This window comes from Hymenobacter properus (genome assembly GCF_015694735.1).
Taxonomy (GTDB): Bacteria; Bacteroidota; Bacteroidia; order Cytophagales; family Hymenobacteraceae; genus Hymenobacter; species Hymenobacter properus.
This window is the reverse complement of sequence record NZ_JADQDP010000001.1, coordinates 796,524-813,806: the sequence shown is the minus strand read 5'-3', so window position 1 is coordinate 813,806 and position 17,283 is coordinate 796,524. Positions and strand designations below refer to the sequence as shown.

General features: G+C 60.6%; 14 protein-coding genes and 1 tRNA gene. 3 read left to right on the top strand and 12 right to left on the bottom strand.

The window, feature by feature from the left end:
- Window positions 1-34 precede the first annotated feature (34 nt).
- The 7 genes from I2I01_RS03565 to I2I01_RS03535 form a co-directional block, all read right to left on the bottom strand.
- Window positions 35-601 carry a biopolymer transporter ExbD gene (locus I2I01_RS03565; RefSeq protein ID WP_196285036.1) on the bottom strand — a complete coding sequence of 189 codons (567 nt, stop codon included), beginning with the start codon at window positions 599-601 and terminating at the stop codon, window positions 35-37.
- A gap of 125 nt (window positions 602-726) precedes the next feature.
- Window positions 727-2,577, bottom strand: coding sequence for an ABC transporter ATP-binding protein (locus I2I01_RS03560; RefSeq protein WP_196285035.1), 1,851 nt, complete (start codon window positions 2,575-2,577; stop codon window positions 727-729).
- 200 nt (window positions 2,578-2,777) lie between these two features.
- The gene (locus tag I2I01_RS03555) at window positions 2,778-3,287 is read right to left on the bottom strand and encodes an energy transducer TonB (protein WP_196285034.1); all 510 of its coding nucleotides are present in this window, start codon (window positions 3,285-3,287) and stop codon (window positions 2,778-2,780) included.
- Window positions 3,288-3,293: 6 nt separating this feature from the next.
- The gene (locus I2I01_RS03550; protein WP_196285033.1) at window positions 3,294-4,796 is read right to left on the bottom strand and encodes a sodium:solute symporter; all 1,503 of its coding nucleotides are present in this window, start codon (window positions 4,794-4,796) and stop codon (window positions 3,294-3,296) included.
- Window positions 4,797-4,914: 118 nt separating this feature from the next.
- Entirely contained in the window at window positions 4,915-5,934 is a 1,020-nt protein-coding gene (locus I2I01_RS03545; RefSeq protein ID WP_196285032.1) for an MBL fold metallo-hydrolase, read from the bottom strand.
- Window positions 5,935-6,016: 82 nt separating this feature from the next.
- On the bottom strand, window positions 6,017-7,882 hold the full coding sequence (locus I2I01_RS03540) for a M61 family metallopeptidase (RefSeq protein WP_196285031.1): 1,866 nt from the start codon (window positions 7,880-7,882) through the stop codon (window positions 6,017-6,019).
- Window positions 7,883-8,056: 174 nt separating this feature from the next.
- Window positions 8,057-8,746 carry a class I SAM-dependent methyltransferase gene (locus I2I01_RS03535; protein ID WP_196285030.1) on the bottom strand — a complete coding sequence of 230 codons (690 nt, stop codon included), beginning with the start codon at window positions 8,744-8,746 and terminating at the stop codon, window positions 8,057-8,059.
- Window positions 8,747-8,936: 190 nt separating this feature from the next.
- Here I2I01_RS03535 and I2I01_RS03530 point away from each other — a divergent pair.
- Window positions 8,937-9,018, top strand: a tRNA-Leu gene (locus I2I01_RS03530).
- An 86-nt stretch (window positions 9,019-9,104) separates the two neighbouring features.
- Entirely contained in the window at window positions 9,105-9,785 is a 681-nt protein-coding gene (locus tag I2I01_RS03525) for a phosphatase PAP2 family protein (protein WP_196285029.1), read from the top strand.
- Between the two features lie 115 nt (window positions 9,786-9,900).
- Here I2I01_RS03525 and I2I01_RS03520 read toward each other — a convergent pair whose 3' ends face one another.
- From I2I01_RS03520 to I2I01_RS03505, 4 genes are all read right to left on the bottom strand, one after another.
- Window positions 9,901-12,264: a GAF domain-containing protein gene (locus tag I2I01_RS03520; protein WP_196285028.1), complete on the bottom strand. Its 2,364-nt coding sequence runs from the start codon at window positions 12,262-12,264 to the stop codon at window positions 9,901-9,903.
- 78 nt (window positions 12,265-12,342) lie between these two features.
- Window positions 12,343-12,873, bottom strand: coding sequence for a hypothetical protein (locus I2I01_RS03515; protein ID WP_196285027.1), 531 nt, complete (start codon window positions 12,871-12,873; stop codon window positions 12,343-12,345).
- Window positions 12,874-12,973: 100 nt separating this feature from the next.
- The gene (locus tag I2I01_RS03510; protein WP_196285026.1) at window positions 12,974-13,633 is read right to left on the bottom strand and encodes a hypothetical protein; all 660 of its coding nucleotides are present in this window, start codon (window positions 13,631-13,633) and stop codon (window positions 12,974-12,976) included.
- Between the two features lie 194 nt (window positions 13,634-13,827).
- The gene (locus I2I01_RS03505) at window positions 13,828-15,168 is read right to left on the bottom strand and encodes a dicarboxylate/amino acid:cation symporter (protein ID WP_317196866.1); all 1,341 of its coding nucleotides are present in this window, start codon (window positions 15,166-15,168) and stop codon (window positions 13,828-13,830) included.
- Window positions 15,169-15,533: 365 nt separating this feature from the next.
- Between I2I01_RS03505 and I2I01_RS03500 the strand changes: the two genes are divergently transcribed.
- The gene (locus I2I01_RS03500; RefSeq protein WP_196285024.1) at window positions 15,534-16,541 is read left to right on the top strand and encodes an enolase C-terminal domain-like protein; all 1,008 of its coding nucleotides are present in this window, start codon (window positions 15,534-15,536) and stop codon (window positions 16,539-16,541) included.
- 158 nt (window positions 16,542-16,699) lie between these two features.
- Here the strand turns inward: I2I01_RS03500 and I2I01_RS03495 are convergent, their stop codons facing one another.
- Window positions 16,700-17,278: a DUF6799 domain-containing protein gene (locus I2I01_RS03495; protein WP_196285023.1), complete on the bottom strand. Its 579-nt coding sequence runs from the start codon at window positions 17,276-17,278 to the stop codon at window positions 16,700-16,702.
- Window positions 17,279-17,283: the final 5 nt, after the last annotated feature.

The window sequence follows — 17,283 nt, the reverse complement described above, 5'->3', positions numbered from 1 at the left end:
TTCGGAGTAAGGAGTGGGGTCAATAGAAACCCTTTTAGTAGTGAGTCACTAAATTAAAACGATTTATGCCTTGTGCTTGCAGGCGGTCAATCAGCAATCCGACGTGAGACATTTTTGCTTCTGAATCTATCATCAGGCAACAGTAAACTGGCGTATGGAACATTGATTGGGCCGCTGCCTTGGAAGCCATAGTACACTCGATAAGCTGTTGCATACTGAGGGGATGGAGCTTCTGCAATTCATTTGCTTCATTGCGTCGGTAGTCTGGCAATGACAACAACTTCGGCAGATATTCTACATCCGTGCTTAGAAAAGGGAGGTTTTTTAGCTCCATAAGCTGCGCTTCTGAGAAACTAACACCATGCTGCGATGCAACTTTTAGGATGGAAGCAACTTGTACAGAGCGAGATTGAGTGCCAAATGACAGCTCATTCTTAGATGTAAGACTTAGTACAGCTTCTGGATTTTCAGGTATGCAACTGTAACTAATTGAACGCGGAACTCTCTCTACGGGCACTGTCCCAACCGCTTCCTTTCTGAAACGGCCAGCAAGCATACAAAAACAAACCAGTAGAAACACCAATCCAGCAAACGAAGCCATGTCGGGCAGAGTAATGCTCCGGTTTGCACGAATTATTCGGTTTGACATTATCTGTAATAATTACGGCCCTTACTTCGCTGAGCTAACGAAGTAAGGGCCGTAAATCGTGTGTAGTAAATCAAACGTTACGTCAACTCAAACTGCAGCCGCAACAGATTGGCATACAGCCCGCCTTCCCGCTCGCTCAGTTCCTCATGCGAGCCGGCTTCCACAATGCGGCCGCCGTCGATGACCAGGATTTTATCAACCTTGCGAATGGTGGAGAGACGGTGCGCGATGATGAGGCTCGTGCGGTGCTCCATCAACTCATCCAGCGCGCCCTGCACCAGCTTTTCGCTTTCGCTGTCGAGCGAGGACGTGGCCTCGTCCAGAATCAGGATGGCGGGGTTTTTCAGGATGGCGCGGGCAATGGCCACGCGCTGCCGCTGCCCGCCCGAGAGCTTGATGCCCCGGTCGCCCACCACCGTATCCAGTGCCTCGGGGAAGGCCTGGATGAACTGCCAGGCGTTGGCCCGCTGGGCGGCTTCGATGATTTCGGCGTCGGAGGCGCCGGGCTTGCCGTAAGCAATGTTTTCGCGGATGGTGCCGCCGAAGAGCAGCGTTTCCTGTGGCACGATGCCGATGTGGCGGCGCAGGGCCGTGAGGTCGTAGTCCTGCACGTTGTGCCCGTCCACGATGATGCGGCCGCCGCTCAGCGGATAAAACTGCATCAGCAGTCCCGCAATGGTGCTTTTGCCCGCGCCGCTGGGGCCCACAAGGGCAATTTTCTCTCCCGCCGCGATATGAAAGTCGATGTCGGACAGCACCGGCACATCGGGCCGGGTGGGGTAGCGGAAGGCCACGTGCTCGTAGCGAATGTCGCCGTGCAGGCGGGCCGGCACCAAGCCCACGGGCGGGGTGATGTGCGTGGGTTCGGTAGGCTCGTTAAGAACCTGGCGGATATACTCCGTGGCGCCCAGGATGCTTTGCACCCGCCCAAACAGCTCGCCCAGTCCTGCCACCGAAGCTCCAATGAAGGTGGTGTACAGAATAAAGGAAATCAGCGTGCCCACGGCCAGGTGAGCGGGGTCGCTTTCGGGCAGCTGCACCAGCGTGGCGCCGCGCCACAACACCAGAATAATGCCGCCGAACACGCCCGTGATGATAAACGACACGAACGCGCCCCGGAAAAAGCCGCTGCGCAACGCCGCCTGTACCGCCCGGTTCAGCCCAGCTGTGTAGCGCACAATTTCAAACTGCTCATTCGTGAACGCCTTCACCGAGCTGATGCCGTGCAGGGTCTCATCCACAATGACACCGGCCTGCGCCAGCTCCTGCTGCGTGGCCTTCGACAAGCCCCGGATGCGGCGGCCCGCCAGCCCCGCCAGCAGAATAATGGGTGGAAACGTGAGCAACATGAACAGCGACAGCCGAGGCGACATCACCAGAATGAAGGCCACGCCACCCACCAGCGTGAACACCTGCCGGAACACTTCGGCCAGCGTCAGCGAGAAAGCGTCCTGCACCTGCGCCACGTCGGCCGTGATGCGCGAGATGAGGGCGCCGACGCGCGTTTGCTCAAAAAACGTGAGCGGCAACTGCACGAACTTGGTGTAGAGCGCCTGCCGGATGTCGCGCACCGAATACTCGCTAACCTGCGCAAACAACCAAATGCGCCCAAATGAAAACAGTCCCTGCAACACAATGACGCCAAACAATGCCAGCGCAATGCGCCCCACCGTGAGCGTGAGGCCGCCCGGCGCGATGTAGGGGTGGCCCGTTGCCGCATCCACGAGCTTGCCCGCAATCCACGGGAAAAGCAAAACGGTGCTGCTGCTGCCCACCAAAAACACCATGCCGATAATGAACTTGGTGCGGTAGGGCCGCACAAAGCGAAACATTTCCAGCGCGCGCAGCAGCGCATCCTTGGTTATTTTGGTTTTGGGCCGCTCGTCCACGGGGTCGGTGCCACTGCTATTGAATCCACTTCTAGCCATCAGGCAGGGGTAATTTTAACTAATCGAACACGGCAAATAGCACCGGCGCGGGTGAGGTAGGAATGAAGCAGAGCGTCCTGCAAGGCGAAGCGAAACACCTCGTGTGCTTCCACTAAACCAATCGATAGGTTGCGTTGCGCACGCAAAACGCTTCATTACGCCCTGCAGGGCGTGCTTCTGTCAATGCCCGGCCGTTAACGCTATTTTATGCGCCGGCCCGACGCGGGCGAGGGCCGGTTGTTCATTTCAATTTTCATATCGCCCGCGCCGCCGAAGGGCACGGGTAGCTGAATGAGCACCGGCAGCGGCCGGCCCTTACGCATAGCCGGCTGCCAGCCCGTGAGCAGCGGCACCACGCGCAGGGCCTCGGCGTCGCACTCCGGCGAGAGCGATTTGGCCACGACGGGGTTGCTCACGGTGCCGTCCTCGTTCACGGTGGCGTTGACGAGGACGATGCCGCTGAGCTGTTTGACGCGGGCGGCGTCGGGATATTTTATATTATTTAAAAAAAACAAGCCGAGGGCCTGCTCCCCGCCGGGGTACACCGGGGCCCGGTCGGGGCGGTTGGGGGCCGAATGGGCCTGCACCTGCATGTTGCCAGGCTTGAGAATGATGGTTTGCTGCGTAGTGGTAGCGGCGGGCGCCGATTGGCCCAGCGCCGTCGAGGCCGAGGCCAGCGCCAGCAGGCCGAATAGGATAGTCTTGTTCATAAATCGTTAAACCGCGGTTTGCGGATGGGGGTTCACCGCAGCGGGGCGGGAAATGAGCAGCAGGCCCAGGTACACCAGCGCGCCGTTAAGCAGCAGGATTTCGAAGCCGAACTTGTAACCACCGAGCCACTCCACGGAGTGCGTCACGATGAGCAGGGTGAGCAGCACAGCGGCCGTGCAGGTGGGCAGCACCAGCCGGTCGCGCAGCTGCCGCCGGGTGAAGATGCCAAAGGCGAATAGCCCCAGCAGCGGTCCGTAAGTGTAGCCCGCCGCCTTGTACACGGCGTCAATCAGGCTCTGCTCGTTGAGGGCGCGGAAAATCATGATGATGACGATGAGCACCACCGACCAGCCCAGGTGCGTGAGCTGGCGCAGGCGCGTCTGCTGCGCCTCGGGGTACTTCTGAATGTCCAGAAAATCGACGCAAAACGAGGTGGTAAGCGAAGTCAGCGCCGAGTCGGCCGAGGCGTAGGTGACGGCAATGATGCCCAGAATGAAGATGATGCCCGCCGCCAGCGAAAACTGCGTGGTGGCCAGGAAGGGAAACACTTTGTCGGTATCGAGGGTGCCTTTGAGGTTGAGCAGCTGCGGCAGCTCGGTAAGGTGCAGGCCGCGGGCGGCGGCGTATTGGTACATGAGCACACCCAGGGTGAGGAACAGCACGTTTACGCTCACAATCACCGGCGTGAACCAGAAGAGGTTTTTCTGCGCTTCGCCGAGGCTGCGGCAGCTCAGGTTCTTCTGCATCAAATCCTGGTCGAGGCCGGTCATAACGATGGTGATGAACATACCCGAGGCGAACTGCTTCCAGAAGAACTTATCGTCGCGCACGTTGTCGAAATAGATTTGCGACATCGGGCTTTCGCGCACCGACTGCACCAGCTTGGCGAAGGAATAATTCAGTGCATCGGCCATGAAGTAGATGCTCAGCGCCACGCAGCTCAGCATGGCCAGCGTCTGAAAGGTGTCGGTCCAGAGAATGGTTTTCAGCCCGCCCTTGAAGGTGTAGAGGTAGATGAACAGGATGCTGACCACCACCGTCACGGCAAACGGCACGCCCATGGCATCGAACACCGCCAGCTGCAGCACGCCTGCCACCAGGTACAGCCGCAGGGCCGAGCCCAGCGAGCGCGAAATCAGAAAGTACAGCGCCCCGGTTTTGTAGCTCCAGTAGCCAAAGCGCTGGTCCAGATACGAATAGATGCTCACCAGCCGCAGGCGGTAATAAAGCGGCATGAGCACGGTGCCAATCACCACATATCCCGCCACGAATCCCAGGGCCACCGCCAGGTAGCTCCAGCTTTTGCCGTACACGTTGCCCGGCACCGAGATGAAGGTGACGCCCGAAAGCGAGGTGCCAATCATGGCGAAGGCCACCATGTACCACGGGGCGTTGCGGTTGGCCACGAAAAAGCTTTCGCTGGTGGCCCCGCGCGAGGTGAGCACCGCAATGATGATGAGAACGGCGAAGTAGCCCGCAACCAGGCTCAGTACTAACGTTGGCGACATGTGGGAATTGAGCAGGAGGGTATGGGGGTAGGGGGTAAGAGTTTGGAAAGGGAATTGGCGACAAAGGTCGTTACAATAAATCCTACCCACCTACCCTCACACCCTCCTGCCTTAAAATCTATTCCCACTCTGGCCAGCGCAGCACCTCGCCCACGGCGGGGGCGTGCAGTTCGCCGCGCAGCATGCCGCCGGCCGCCACCTCCTGCAGCTGGCGCAGGGGCTCGGAGGCGGGCTCGTCGCTGAGCGAAAAGGTGCCGTAGTGCATGGGCACCACGTGGCCGGCGCGCAGCACGTTGGCGGCCTTGGCGGCTTCGTGGGGGTTCACGTGGCTTTTGGCCATCATATAGGCCGGCTTGTAGGCGCCGATGGGCATCAGGGCAATGTCGACGGGGCCGAAGCGGGCTTCGATGGCCTCGAAGTGGTCGGCGTAGGCGGTATCGCCGGCGAAGTAAATGAGTTTTTCGCTGCGTTTGTCCCGAATCAGAAAGCTACCCCATAGCACCTGGTTTAAGTCAGCAAGGCCGCGGCGGTGCCAATGCGAGGCGGGCAGGTAGGTAATTTCGATGGGAGCATCCGGGCCAAGGTCGTACTGCTGCCACCAGCCGGCTTCCTGCACCAGTAGCCCCGTGGCCATGCCGCGCAGCAGGGGCGTCATGCGCAGCGAAGTCAATACCTGCATCTGCGGGTTTTGCCGGGCCAGCAGCTTGATGGATTTCTCGTCCAGGTGGTCGCGGTGGCCGTGCGAGAGTAGCAGGTAGTCGATGCTGCGAATGGCTTCGGGCGGGCAGGGGAGGGCGTGGCGGTGGCGCAGGCCCAGCGAGCTGAACAGCACCGGGTCGAACAGCAGCGTCACGCCGTTTACGCGCAGCAGAAAGCTGGCGTGGCCCAGCCACACCAGCATATCTTCGGTGGCCGAAAAAGCCGCTGTACAGTCCACCACGGCTGGGGCCCAGGTATCAGCCTGCTTTTCCTTTTTCTGCGGGTTGGTTTCGAGCTGCCACTTCAGCACCGTTCCGAAACTAGGCTCAAACAGCTCTTCGCCGTTGGCAAATTCGCGGCCGAATAGCTTGTTGCCAGGGTAGCCGGGCCGCACGGTGGGCAGGGCCGGGTTGCGGAGGTAGGAAATGCGTTGGGCCATAAAAGCGAGCTATAAAAATTGCCCGACCGCACCAGGCAGTCGGGCAATTAAACCTATAAATTCAAAACCGATTAGACCGCCTTTAGTTGCTGGCCTGGCTGGCCAGCCAGGCCTCGCGCAATGCCTTCTGGGCCGGCGTGTATACCATTTTCTCCACCGATTCCACCGGCTTCACGCCCACGTTGGGGTCTTCGGCCAAGATGAGCTGGGTGGTGCGCTCCACGCCGCCGCGGGTTTTCACCTTCACAAATACCACGTCGCTGGGCGAGTGCTTGTGCAGCACGGCGTCGAGGTCGTTGCGGCTTTTGAGGTCCTTGCCGTCGAGCGCCAGCAGCTGGTCGCCGCGGTCGATGCCGGCCTTGTAGAGGCCCGAGCCGATGGTGGTGTTGTATGCCACAATGCAGCGGCCTTCCTCGTCGAACTCCACCTGGTTGGGCAGGGCCGCCCCCAGTACCCGCGTCGGAATCACGGCCAGGCCGGCCACCAGTAGGTTTTCGCTGAAGCGGGGCGTCTCGCGGCCGTACACGTACTGCCGGAAAAAGCGGCCGGCAAACACTGTGTCCTTGCTCACCTCGCCCAGCACGCGCTGCAAATCCTTCACCGTGTAGGTCGCAGCCGGCGCATAGTTTTCCTGTTTCGAGCCGTACTGCTGCCACATGGCCTGCATAAACTTATCGAGCGAAGAGCGGTGGAACTGCCGCAGCTGCATATCCAGTACTAGGGCCAGGCCCGCGCCCTGCGTGTAGTAAGAGAGGGTGGTGTTCACCGCGTTGGTAGGCGCGCTGGTAGCGGCTCCGTCAATGAAGGCCGCCTGCCGGCTCATGTCGATGGCCGAGGCGTAGCGGGCGCCGGGGCTATTCTGACGCTGGTTCACCCAGCCGCTGATGTCGTTGAAGAAGTCTTCGTCCTCAATCAGCTTGGCCCGGCGCAGGGCCAGCCGCCCGTAGTACTGCGTGAAACCCTCAGCAAACCACAGTGCGTCGCTCATGTTAGCCCGTTGAAAGTCAAACGGCTCCAGGTCCTGCGGGCGTAGGCGCTCCACGTTCCAAGCGTGGAAAAACTCGTGGGCCACCGTGCCCAGGTTGCGGGTGCCGTCCTCGTCCTTCAGCGTGCGCGAGCTCGTCACGGAGGTAGAGTTGCGGTGTTCCATGCCGTCGCCGGTAGCTTGGCTCAGGTAGTCAGCCACGAAGGTGTAGCGCCCGAAATCGAACTTCGGCAGCTCGCCAAAAATGGCCTTTTCTTCCTTCACCACCTTCTGCACCTTTTTGGCGTAGGCATCAATCTCGCTGTTCGAGCCCTGGTAAAGCATCGACAGCTCAATGGTTTGGTCGCCCTCCTGCCAGGTGCGCAGCTGCTGCGCGCCCAACGACACCGGGCTGTCCATCAAGTACTGAAAGTTGGGCGCCGTGAACACCGATTTGTCGGCACCGGGGCGCAGCTGCGTGGCCACTTTCCAGTTGGCCGGCAGCTCAAACTTGATTTCGGCCGCCCGGGCCTCCAGGCCGGTGGCGTAGCACAGGGCCGCGGGCAGGTTGAGGTGGGCGTGCTGCTGGTCGATGCCCACGTAGGTGCCATCGGTCTGGTCGCCGTACAGCGTGTAGCTGAAAATGACCGTGCCATCAGGGCCCGGCTTCACGTCCCAGCCGTAGGGGTCGGGGCGGTTGAGGGGCAGGGGATGGTTGGCGCCGTCGGTGGCCACCACATAATACACGTTTTTGGCAAAGTCGTGCACCGAGTAGCGACCGGGCGAACTGCGGGCCATGCGCACGTGCAGCGGCCCGGCGGGCAGGCCCGAGAACGTGGCCGTCACCTTGGCTTCATGGTGCACCGCATTGGGGAAAGCCATGGTGTAGCGCACCGCCGGCCCGGGGTTGGCCGCTGGTTGGGCGTGGGCCTCAAAGGCTTCTAACGAAATCAGCGCGAATAGAATAGGGACAAGGTTTCTCATAGTAGAAATAATAGGGAAGCAAGGTATAAGCCCGGCGGCACAACGGCTAGCCGGCTACAAAGTTGCGGAAAATTTACAATAGAATTTGAGATTACACGTCTCAGAACCCGATTTATAATGATAAAATTATGTTTCCGGCTGCAATGGCCAAATTATTAAATATCAGAGGACAAGTCAGCTGCGGCTTTCTGAAAAGACTACACCTTCCATAGCGCGGGCAAAAAAAGTGGCCGAGAGCTGCGGGCGTAAGCCTAGGCGTCCCAGCTCCGCCTGCAAATCAGGCAATGAGTTGGCACGCAGGCCGGTGGTGAGCCGGAAAAACCAGTACATGGCCGCCAGCAGCCAGCGCCGCCAGCCGCGCCGGGCGGGCCGGAAATCGGCCACTAGCCACGGCGCGCCCGACCGCTGCGCCCGCCGCAGCGCATCCAGCGCCCCCGGCAGCTCGGGCGAGGCAATGCAGTCGAGCACGAAAAAGGTGACAATGGCATCGAATTGCTCCTGGGGCCGCAGCGCCGCCTCCGTGCCGTGCCGGAATTCTACCTGCCCGGCCGCTTGCGGGCATTCGCGGGCCAGCCGGGCGCGGGCGCGGGCCAGCATCTTGGGCGAGGCTTCCAGGTAAAGCACCGTGGCGTGGGGCCGGCGCCGCAGCACCTCAAGCAGCACCCAGCCCGTGCCGCCCCCCAAAATGAGCACGTGCGGGGCCGCCCCGTCCGGCAAGCCCGCCAACGCCGCCAATTGGGCTCGCCGCTGCGCCGGCCCAAACACCAGGCTTGCCAGCACATCGTAGCACCACGCCACGCGGTCGAAGCCGGTCGGTTTCTCGGCTTCGGCGGGTTGTGGGGCAGGTTTTAGTGGCTCAGCCATGCCCAAGATTACCAGAATGTGAAAAAAATATCATGCAGCAAGTAACTGAGAAACAATCCCCGGTGCGTGGCCAAGGGCCGGGCAGGAGAAAAAATACGTGCAAAAGTTGCGTCGGGGTGAAAAGGAACTATATCTTTGCAGCATCAAAAGGCGCTTCACCCCACGGTGGTGCGGCTTTTTAGCCCCAACTGCGCTTGTGGCGAAATTGGTAGACGCGCTGTCTTCAGGCGGCAGTTCCGCAAGGTGTGAGAGTTCGAGTCTCTCCGAGCGCACGTTCAAAAAGCCAGCCCCCACGGGCTGGCTTTTTTCGTTTTACGTATTACCGTTTTTCACCCCAACCCGAAGCGTAGGCCTGCCTATGAACCGCCTGACTTCTCGCTTGCTGGCACTGGCCGGCCTGCTCACGGCCGAAGTGGCCCTTGGGCTGGCCTTGTTCGTGGCGGCGTTTGCTGGGTTTTTCTACCTGGCGCGGGTGGTGTTCGTGCACCACTCCCAAGCCCTCGACACCTGGGCATTCGCCACTGTTGATGCCTGGCAGAAGGCCCACCCAGTCATGGAAGGGCCCATCAACTTCGTCACGTTTTTTGCTTCGCTTTACTTTTTATTGCCCGCCAGCATCATCGGGCCGTGGCTGATGCGCCGCGCTGGGCACCCGCGCGAGGCCTGGGAATGGATGCTGGCCATGGCGGGCAGCGTGCTGCTCAACCAACTGCTGAAGCTGTATTTCAACCGGCCCCGCCCCGTCAATACCCTACTACACACCTACGGCCTGAGCTTTCCGAGCGGGCACGCCATGCTGGGGCTCACGTTCTACGGCTGCCTGGCCTGGCTGCTGGCACGACACCTGAAACAGCGCCGTTGGGTGGCGCCATTACTATTGTGGGCAGGCCTCATCGGCGTCACGCGGGTGTGCCTGCACGCCCACTACGCCACCGATGTACTGGCCGGCTTTGCAGGCGGCGCGGCGTGGCTGGTAGCCTTCCGGGCCGGCATCAAGCTTTTCTGGAAAGAGGAGAAAGCGGTGTTAAATCAGCCGTAACTGTCTTTGTTGTCATCCTGAGCATTCTGCGGCTCAAGCAGAGTCGAAGGACCTCCTCACTCCTGAACTGCCAGCGTGAGAAGGTTCTCCACTGCCCTCAGGATGACAGACGATTTTATAAAATCCGTACCTTAACTCGTAGGGCCAACAGGCCCTTCACGCCTTGCAGTTCTTCCAGTTCCAACTCCTCCACGCCGGGCTCTAGCAGGCCCCGGTCCTGCAGGTAGTCGATGTACTCGTAGTACTCCACGGCCTCGCGGGTTTGAGCATAAACGAGGGCAATGGTGCCGGGCTGGGTGAGGCGCTCGCCGGTGCCCAACACGGTGGCTTTGTCGATGCGCTTCTTGATGATTTCGTAACGGATGTTATAGGCGCCGTCCACGTCAAACTGCCGCTCATCCTGTCGGAACCGGATGCTAAGGGGCTGGCCGTGAATGAGGATGAGCTGCGTGGTGTCGAGCGGTACGGGCAGGGTGGCCTTGAGCGCGGCGGTGCGGCGCGTGATTTCCACCATCGTGAGCAGCTGCCACAGGCGCAGGTTTTTCAGGAAAACCAGGTCAAAGGGCTTGTTTTCGACCAGGGTGCTGCCCACGTAGATGTTGAACTCCACCCCGTCGGTTTTGTAACGCTGGAAGTAGTGCGGAAACATCTGCTGGGCCTTTTCCTCCTCCTCGTCGAGGTAGTCGCTCACCGCGTCGTTGAGCGTGGTCACGCTGGTTTCAAAGTCCTGCCGCCGCTTGTAGAGGATGCCCAGCTTGGGGTCGATGTTGCTCCAATACTTGGTGATGATGGGCCGCAGTTCCGGCGTGTGGGCTGCCAGGTATTCAAACAGCGGCTCCACTTCGCGCTTTAGAGAGTCGTAAATGTTGGCCTCGTCGCCGGTGAGCATGCCCTCGTGCAGGCGCTTCAGGTTTTTGGTGACGTAGAACTTAAGCTCGTCCAGTATGGGCAGTTCCTGGCATTCGGAGGCTTTTTTCAGCACCTTATTGGCCAGGGTGAGGTGCTCGATTAGGTCGCCCTGAATGGCCTCGTTGCGCACGGTACTGCTGCTGCGGATGTCGCAGGAGCCGTGCAGCGGGTACACATCCTCGAACACGATGGGCTCCATCTCGGCCGTGCGGTTACCGGCGTCGAGCTTGGCCAGCAGGTTGCGGGCCGCGTCCATAAAACGCCATTCCATAGTGGGATGAATGGCCGTAAACTTCTCACGAATAACCGATTGCACCCGGGCCTGCAGGTCCTCGGCGTTGCGTTTCACGGCCACGGCAAACAGTGGCACAAACTGCGACACCTTATCCATGTCGAACTCGTCGAGGGCATTGACTTCGGGCGTGCCCAGCTCCAGCAAGCCCACCGTGTCGCTGCCGTAAGGCAGCAAAGCCAGGATGGCCGAATTGATGCCCAGGCTCATAATCTGCTGGCGCAGGTCATCGGGCAGGTCCGAAGAAGCCACATCCTTGAGCACCAGCGGTTCCCGTTCGCTCAGCAGCCGCTCGTATATCTGCCGGAAACTGCTGTCCGACGACTGGCTCTGCACCTGCTTGGTAAGGAAGCTGTGGTTGATTTTGTGCCCAAAGTCCACGAAGGCACGCTTCTTATCATCATAAGCCGCAATGCCCAGCTGCAGGGCCGGCTGGGCAAACAGCACCCGCAGCTTCTCCTGAATCTGCTCGAAGCGGGCCGGGGTTTGCAGCACGTCGCGCTCCAGCAGGTCGTATTTCAGCTCCGACAGGATTTCCTGGTCGGTCACGTCCACGAGCTGCAGCAGGTTGAAGCCTTCCAACTCGAAGTGCTCGGCGGGCAGCAGCTGGCGCCACAGCTCGGGCCGGTGGCGGTTGTGCACCAGCATTTCGAGCTGCTCGGGGCTGAGGTGGGGCGGCTCGCCCACTACCTTCACCGTCACAAAATCGGAATTGAAATCGACTCCATAGTGCCGGTAAAGCCCAATTTTATAATCGGGCACCGTGAACACGATGGTGCCCAGCGGCGGAATCTCGGCCCCGTACACCCGGTTGAGTACCAGGTGGTAAGCCATCAGGCCCATGTGCCGTTCCATGGTGGCCATGTCGATGTTCAGGGGCTGCTTGATGCTGCGGTCCTTGTTGAGCATCACCTCCTGAAACAACTGGGTGGAGTAGAAGCAGTGCCGCTGAAACGGCCCCACCACCCCGCTGATGTCCGTCGAAAAGGAGGCCGGCGGAAACACAGCCAGCATCAGCGTTTCGACCAGGTCGCAATTGCATTCCAGCACCGAGGCATCGTGCAACGGGCCGCGGCTCCAAGGCGCGTCGGCCACCTGCTGGCCAATGGCTTCGGCCAGCAGCCGCACGCCGGCGTTGCTGGATTCCTCGCGCTTCTGCCAATAGGCTATCAGCGGTTCGAGGCTGAGCGTGGAGCGGAACGGAAACGACGAAGGAGCGGCGTTGGTGCGCGAGTCGGGCACCCCGAGGGTGGGGGACAGGGAAGTATCAGCAGCCATAGGAACGAGAAACACCGGTACCCGCCCAATCGTTGCAGCCCGGCCCATGCTATACGTGCCACGCCCCCGCCTCGGCCATTAGGGAATCAGCAGAAAGGGCTGTTGCTTCAAATCGACGACCTGGGCCACTCCGCCGCTGGTGTAGTATACCGTCTTGGTCGTGTTGGTGTATTGGGTGCAGCACCCGGTGGCCTCGTAATTCCCCTGAATGCGGAGGCTGTCGATGACGAAAGCCGTGGTCAGCACCCCCTTCGGCACGCCATTGGGGTGGGCCAGGTATTGCACCACGTAGCGGTAGTTGCCCAGCGTGGTGTTGCCGGTGCGCGCAAACGGCGTACTGTTATTGATTAGAATAGAGTCGCCGCGGAGGGGCGCCGCCGTGCGCACAAAGGTTACGCTCTCGGGGCGGGTGTTGGCCGTAAATACCTTGGGGTAGCGCAGCACGGTCAGCGTGTCCAGGTCGTTCTGCGCGAAACGTGGCGAGAAACGCAGCTTCACGGCATCAGCCAGCGGGTCGTCGGGGTCGCAAACGTCATTGGCGCAGCAGCCCCCGAGCGCGGCACCCAGCAGGGCAAAGGCAGAAAAACGATGTAAGCGCGAAAGAGCCATAGCCCGTCAAAGGTAAGGCCCGAGGCCCTCTCCCAAACGGAAGGCACCTCGGGCCATGCAGGTCAGATTAAAAAAGCGGCCTTGCCCGGCCGGAAATAACTTAGCGGCTGCCGGTGAGGCCCGACGACGATGGCAGGGTGGGGTTTTCGACGGTGCCGCCAGCTAGCAGCAAGGGCCGCAGGCGGGCCGTGGCCGTGTCAAGCTGGGGCCGAATCTGGGCCATGGCGCCGCGCAGGGCGATGATGTCGGCGAGGCGCGGGGCCGTGGTCTGGGAGTAGCCGTGGTACATGGCCACTTTCACTTCCGACGTGCCAGTGCCCGAGTAGGAGCCCAGCAAGTTGCCGGCGGCGTCGCTCACCTGCACTTCGGCTTGCAGCGTGGTTTTGTACCATTCGAGCGGAATGCCCAGCACGGCCGGCACCATGAAGGTGAGCACCTGCAGGCCCTGCACCGCGCGGCCCGTGCGCAGGGTTTTTACTTTCTTCACCACCAGCTTAGCGTAGCCGTAGGTGGCCGAGTCGGTGGGCTCAGTCAGGTTGACGTGGCACTCTTGTTGGAACAGTTTCAGCGGGTCTTCGGGCAATGCCCCGTCATTCATCGCGAGCGGGCCTTGGTCGGCCAGTACTTCCAGCGGCGGCAGGCGCTTGGAAATGGTGGCGGTGGGCGTGCTACGCATTTGGTTTTTCACCGATACGCAAGCGGGAGCCACTAAAAAGGCCGGTGCCAAAGCCAGTAGCGCGAGTTGACGAGTCAATTTCATAGCTCTAGGGTTGATAAAGAGGGAAAATGGTAAGGCAAAAGCTGAAAAGTGCAAAAAAGGCGGGTGGAGGGAGCACTCGTCGCTTTAAGTAATAGCTAAGTTAACGGATTCAGTTGGCAAGGTGTTCTAAATTCGGCGAATGGCGCGAAAAAGCCCCTGACTGGAAGAAAAATTAACGGTTAGATTAACCAAAATCAGTGAGTCAATTCGGGCTGTTCGGGCACGGCAGTTGGGTCGGGTCCCACGTAATCGTCCACAAATTCACCCTCCCACCGGGCCACAACCGCCGAGGCCAGGCAGTTGCCCAGCACGTTCACGGCGGTGCGTGCCATGTCCATCAGCGCGTCGATGCCGAGGATGATGAATACCGGCCACGGCGGCAGGTTGAACGACGCCACTGTGGCAAGCAAAATGACGAGCGAGGCGCGGGGCACCCCGGCCACGCCTTTGCTGGTCAGCATCAGGGTGAATACCATAACCAACTGCTGGCCAAAGGTGAGGTCTACCCCGGCGGCCTGCGCCACAAAGATGGCTGCCAGCGAGAGGTACAGAGTGGTGCCGTCCAGGTTGAACGAGTAGCCGGTGGGCATCACGAAGGCCACCACGCGCCGCGGCACCCCAATGCTTTCCATGGCTTCCATGGCGCGGGGCAGAGCCGCTTCCGAGCTGGTGGTGGCGAATGCAATGCTCACAGGCTCGGCCACGGCCCGCACGAAGCGCTTGAGCGGTATGCGGGCTATCAGGGCCACGGGCAGCAAAACCAGGAGGACAAAGGCAATCAAAGCCGCATACAGCGTTAGCAGCAGCTGCACCGCGTTGACCAGCGGACCAAAGCCCATTTTGCCTACCGTGTAGGCAATGGCACCGCCCACGCCCAGCGGCGCAAAGAACATCACCACATTGGTGAACTTAAACATCACCTCCGACAGGCTTTCCGACCACTCCACCATAGGCCGGCGGTGCTTTTCCGATACCATGGCCAGACCAATGGCGAAGATGATGGCAAATACCACAACCTGCAGCACCTGGCCTTCGGCTATCGATTTGGCGATGTTTTCGGGGAAAATGTGCGTGATGATGTCGGCGGCAGTCTGCTTGGGGGCGGCCGCAATGGTTTCATTCACGTTGCTGGTGCGCTGGGCGGCGGCCAGCACGGCCGGGTCGAGTCGGCCGGCTTTAGTCAGGTTGATGGCAGCCAGGCCAATAAACAGCGCGAAGGTGGTCACCACCTCGAAGTACACTAGGGCCTTGACGCCCATGCGTCCCACCTTTTTCAGGTCGGCGTGGCCGGCTATGCCCACTACCAGCGTGGCAAATACGAGCGGCGCAATAATGGTTTTCACCAGGCGCAGAAAGACGTCGCTCAGCACTTTCAGGCCCTGGGCTTGCTCCGGGAAGTCGGCTCCGGCTTCGGCGCCCACCAGCATGGCCAGCACTATCCAGAGGGTGAGGGAACGGCGCGGGGCCACCGCGGCGGCCAGCACCAACAGGGCCAGCCACCGGACCGCCATCAAAACGGTATTAGGCAAGGCCACTAGGTGGTTGACACTAAGGGCCGTAAGAAGGCCTGCCAGCAGCAGGCAAACCAAGGCAATAGGGAGTAAACGGGATTTCGCCATGCTTTGAGAAAAGGGCAGGGTGGGGGAATGAGGCCATAAAGAACGGCATTATCCAGCCAGCCACACGGCCGCCGCTGCAATTGCTTGCTGCGAGGAAGCCGGAAAACGCTGTGCACAAAGGCACTTCGAAATTTCTAAAAGCAGCCCTACGGCCGACAAAGGTTGATGCCGGTGCCGCAAACAAAGCCCGCGCAGTTAGCCTTTTTCCTGGGCGGTGCGTAGCTGTGGTGTTTTTGGGCGCAACTTCGCCGCCTGAATTCCCCGCCCTGCCCGCTCCATCCATGCCCACCTGGACCCTCACTGCCCACGAGCTGCCCCTGCGCTTCGTGTGGAAAATTTCGCGCAACGCTTCTGCAGCCAAAACCAACCTGCTGGTGCACATTGAGGGCCACGGCCACCGCGCCCGGGGCGAGGCTGCGCCCAACGTGCGCTATGAGGAAACCCCCGAGCTGCTGAGCGAGCAGTTCGCCGCGTTGCTGGCCCACGGCCTGGCGTCGGTAGATACCCTGGCAGATTTAGATGCCCTGCTGACCGCCCGGCCTGTGGCGCACGCCCTGAGCTTCGCGCTCGAATCAGCGCTGGTGCAGTGGCTGGCTGCGCGCGCCGGGCAGCCGGTGTGGCAATGGCTGGGCGTGCCCGCGCCCGCGCCGGCTGTTCCCACGGCTTTCTCGTTGCCCATTATGGAGGCGGGCGAGGTTGCCGGCTTTTTGCGCGAGCTGGACATGGCTCGTTTCGAGCTCATCAAAATCAAAGTAAATCAGGCCGAAGGGCTCGAACTGCTGCGCGAAGTAGCCCGCGCCCTGCCCTGCCACGCCCTGCTGGTGGACGGCAACGAAGCGTGGCCCGATGCCGACGCCGTGCTGCTATTCCTGGAGCAGGCTGCTGCGCTGCCCGGCCTCAACCTGCGCTTCCTGGAACAGCCCTTGCCCGCCGCATTCGCCGACCACTACCGCTACCTGAAGCCCCGCAGCACCGTGCCGCTGCTGGCCGATGAATCGGTAACCGACACCGCCGATTTCTCAGAAATTGCGCAGCAGTTCCACGGCGTGAACGTGAAACTTATGAAGGCCGGCGGTTACCGGCGCGGCATTGAGCTGCTACGCCAGACGCGGGCGTACGGCCTCATCCCGATGCTGGGCTGTATGGTAGAAACCTCGGTGGGTATTGCGGCCGCCTTGCAAATCAGCGCCCTGGCCGACGTGCACGACCTTGATGGCTTCCTTATTGTGAAAGACGAGCCTTTTGGCGCAGTGACGGAATCGGGAGGGCTGTTGCGGCTGAACAGCTAAAGGCTGTCTGCATTGTTAGGTTAATACTAAAACGGTCATGCTGAGCGCAGCCGAAGCATCTCGCGTGCAAGAGTAAATGATTACTTGCGCGGTAGAGATGCTTCGGCTGCGCTCAGCATGACGGGCTGTTTATCTATTCTGGCAGATGCCTAAAAGGCTTACTTCGGCGCATTCAGCTGCGAATTGATTTGTGCCAGCTGGTCGTCGATGGACTTGGTGTCGGGCAAGTCCGTCCGCCCCCGGCTGAGCAGCTGCACTTTTTGCGTCAGCAATTCCACTTTTTTCTGGAGCAGGCCCATTTGGATAGCAGGGTCGGAGAAGCCGGGGCCGTGCTGCACGTAGGTATCGTAGCGGGCGCCGTTGGCGCCTGGGGTACCCGCGGCGGCATCGCCCCGGGCCGCGGCGGCGCTGCTGGGCGTGGCGAAGACTACGCCGCCGTCGGGGCGCACGTAGTCGCCTTCGTGCAGGGTAATTTTCTTGCCCTTGGGGTTTATTTTGTCGGCTGGCATTTCCACAATGCCGCTCTTGTAATTGATTTTGACCCCGTTGCTTAGCTTCACGTTTTGCGTGAGCGAGGTAATTTGGCCGCCGTCGCGCCGCACTACTTCGCCGTTTTGCATGAGAAACTGGGTATTGGCCGTGGTTTGCACGGGAAAGCCGCCATCCTGGGCGGCGGCCAGGCGGGGGGCAGTGGCCAGGCAGCCGGCCATGGAAGCTAGGAGCAGGAAACGAAGCATAGCTA

Bases quoted from the DNA above. Each gene is read 5' to 3' on its own strand.
- I2I01_RS03495 (WP_196285023.1), bottom strand. From the start codon at position 17,278: ATGCTTCGTTTCCTGCTCCTAGCTTCCATGGCCGGCTGCCTGGCCACT.
- I2I01_RS03520 (WP_196285028.1), bottom strand. From the start codon at position 12,264: ATGGCTGCTGATACTTCCCTGTCCCCCACCCTCGGGGTGCCCGACTCG.
- I2I01_RS03515 (WP_196285027.1), bottom strand. From the start codon at position 12,873: ATGGCTCTTTCGCGCTTACATCGTTTTTCTGCCTTTGCCCTGCTGGGT.
- I2I01_RS03555 (WP_196285034.1), bottom strand. From the start codon at position 3,287: ATGAACAAGACTATCCTATTCGGCCTGCTGGCGCTGGCCTCGGCCTCG.
- I2I01_RS03550 (WP_196285033.1), bottom strand. From the start codon at position 4,796: ATGTCGCCAACGTTAGTACTGAGCCTGGTTGCGGGCTACTTCGCCGTT.
- I2I01_RS03525 (WP_196285029.1), top strand. From the start codon at position 9,105: ATGAACCGCCTGACTTCTCGCTTGCTGGCACTGGCCGGCCTGCTCACG.
- I2I01_RS03545 (WP_196285032.1), bottom strand. From the start codon at position 5,934: ATGGCCCAACGCATTTCCTACCTCCGCAACCCGGCCCTGCCCACCGTG.
- I2I01_RS03535 (WP_196285030.1), bottom strand. From the start codon at position 8,746: ATGGCTGAGCCACTAAAACCTGCCCCACAACCCGCCGAAGCCGAGAAA.
- I2I01_RS03540 (WP_196285031.1), bottom strand. From the start codon at position 7,882: ATGAGAAACCTTGTCCCTATTCTATTCGCGCTGATTTCGTTAGAAGCC.
- I2I01_RS03560 (WP_196285035.1), bottom strand. From the start codon at position 2,577: ATGGCTAGAAGTGGATTCAATAGCAGTGGCACCGACCCCGTGGACGAG.
- I2I01_RS03565 (WP_196285036.1), bottom strand. From the start codon at position 601: ATGGCTTCGTTTGCTGGATTGGTGTTTCTACTGGTTTGTTTTTGTATG.
- I2I01_RS03510 (WP_196285026.1), bottom strand. From the start codon at position 13,633: ATGAAATTGACTCGTCAACTCGCGCTACTGGCTTTGGCACCGGCCTTT.
- I2I01_RS03500 (WP_196285024.1), top strand. From the start codon at position 15,534: ATGCCCACCTGGACCCTCACTGCCCACGAGCTGCCCCTGCGCTTCGTG.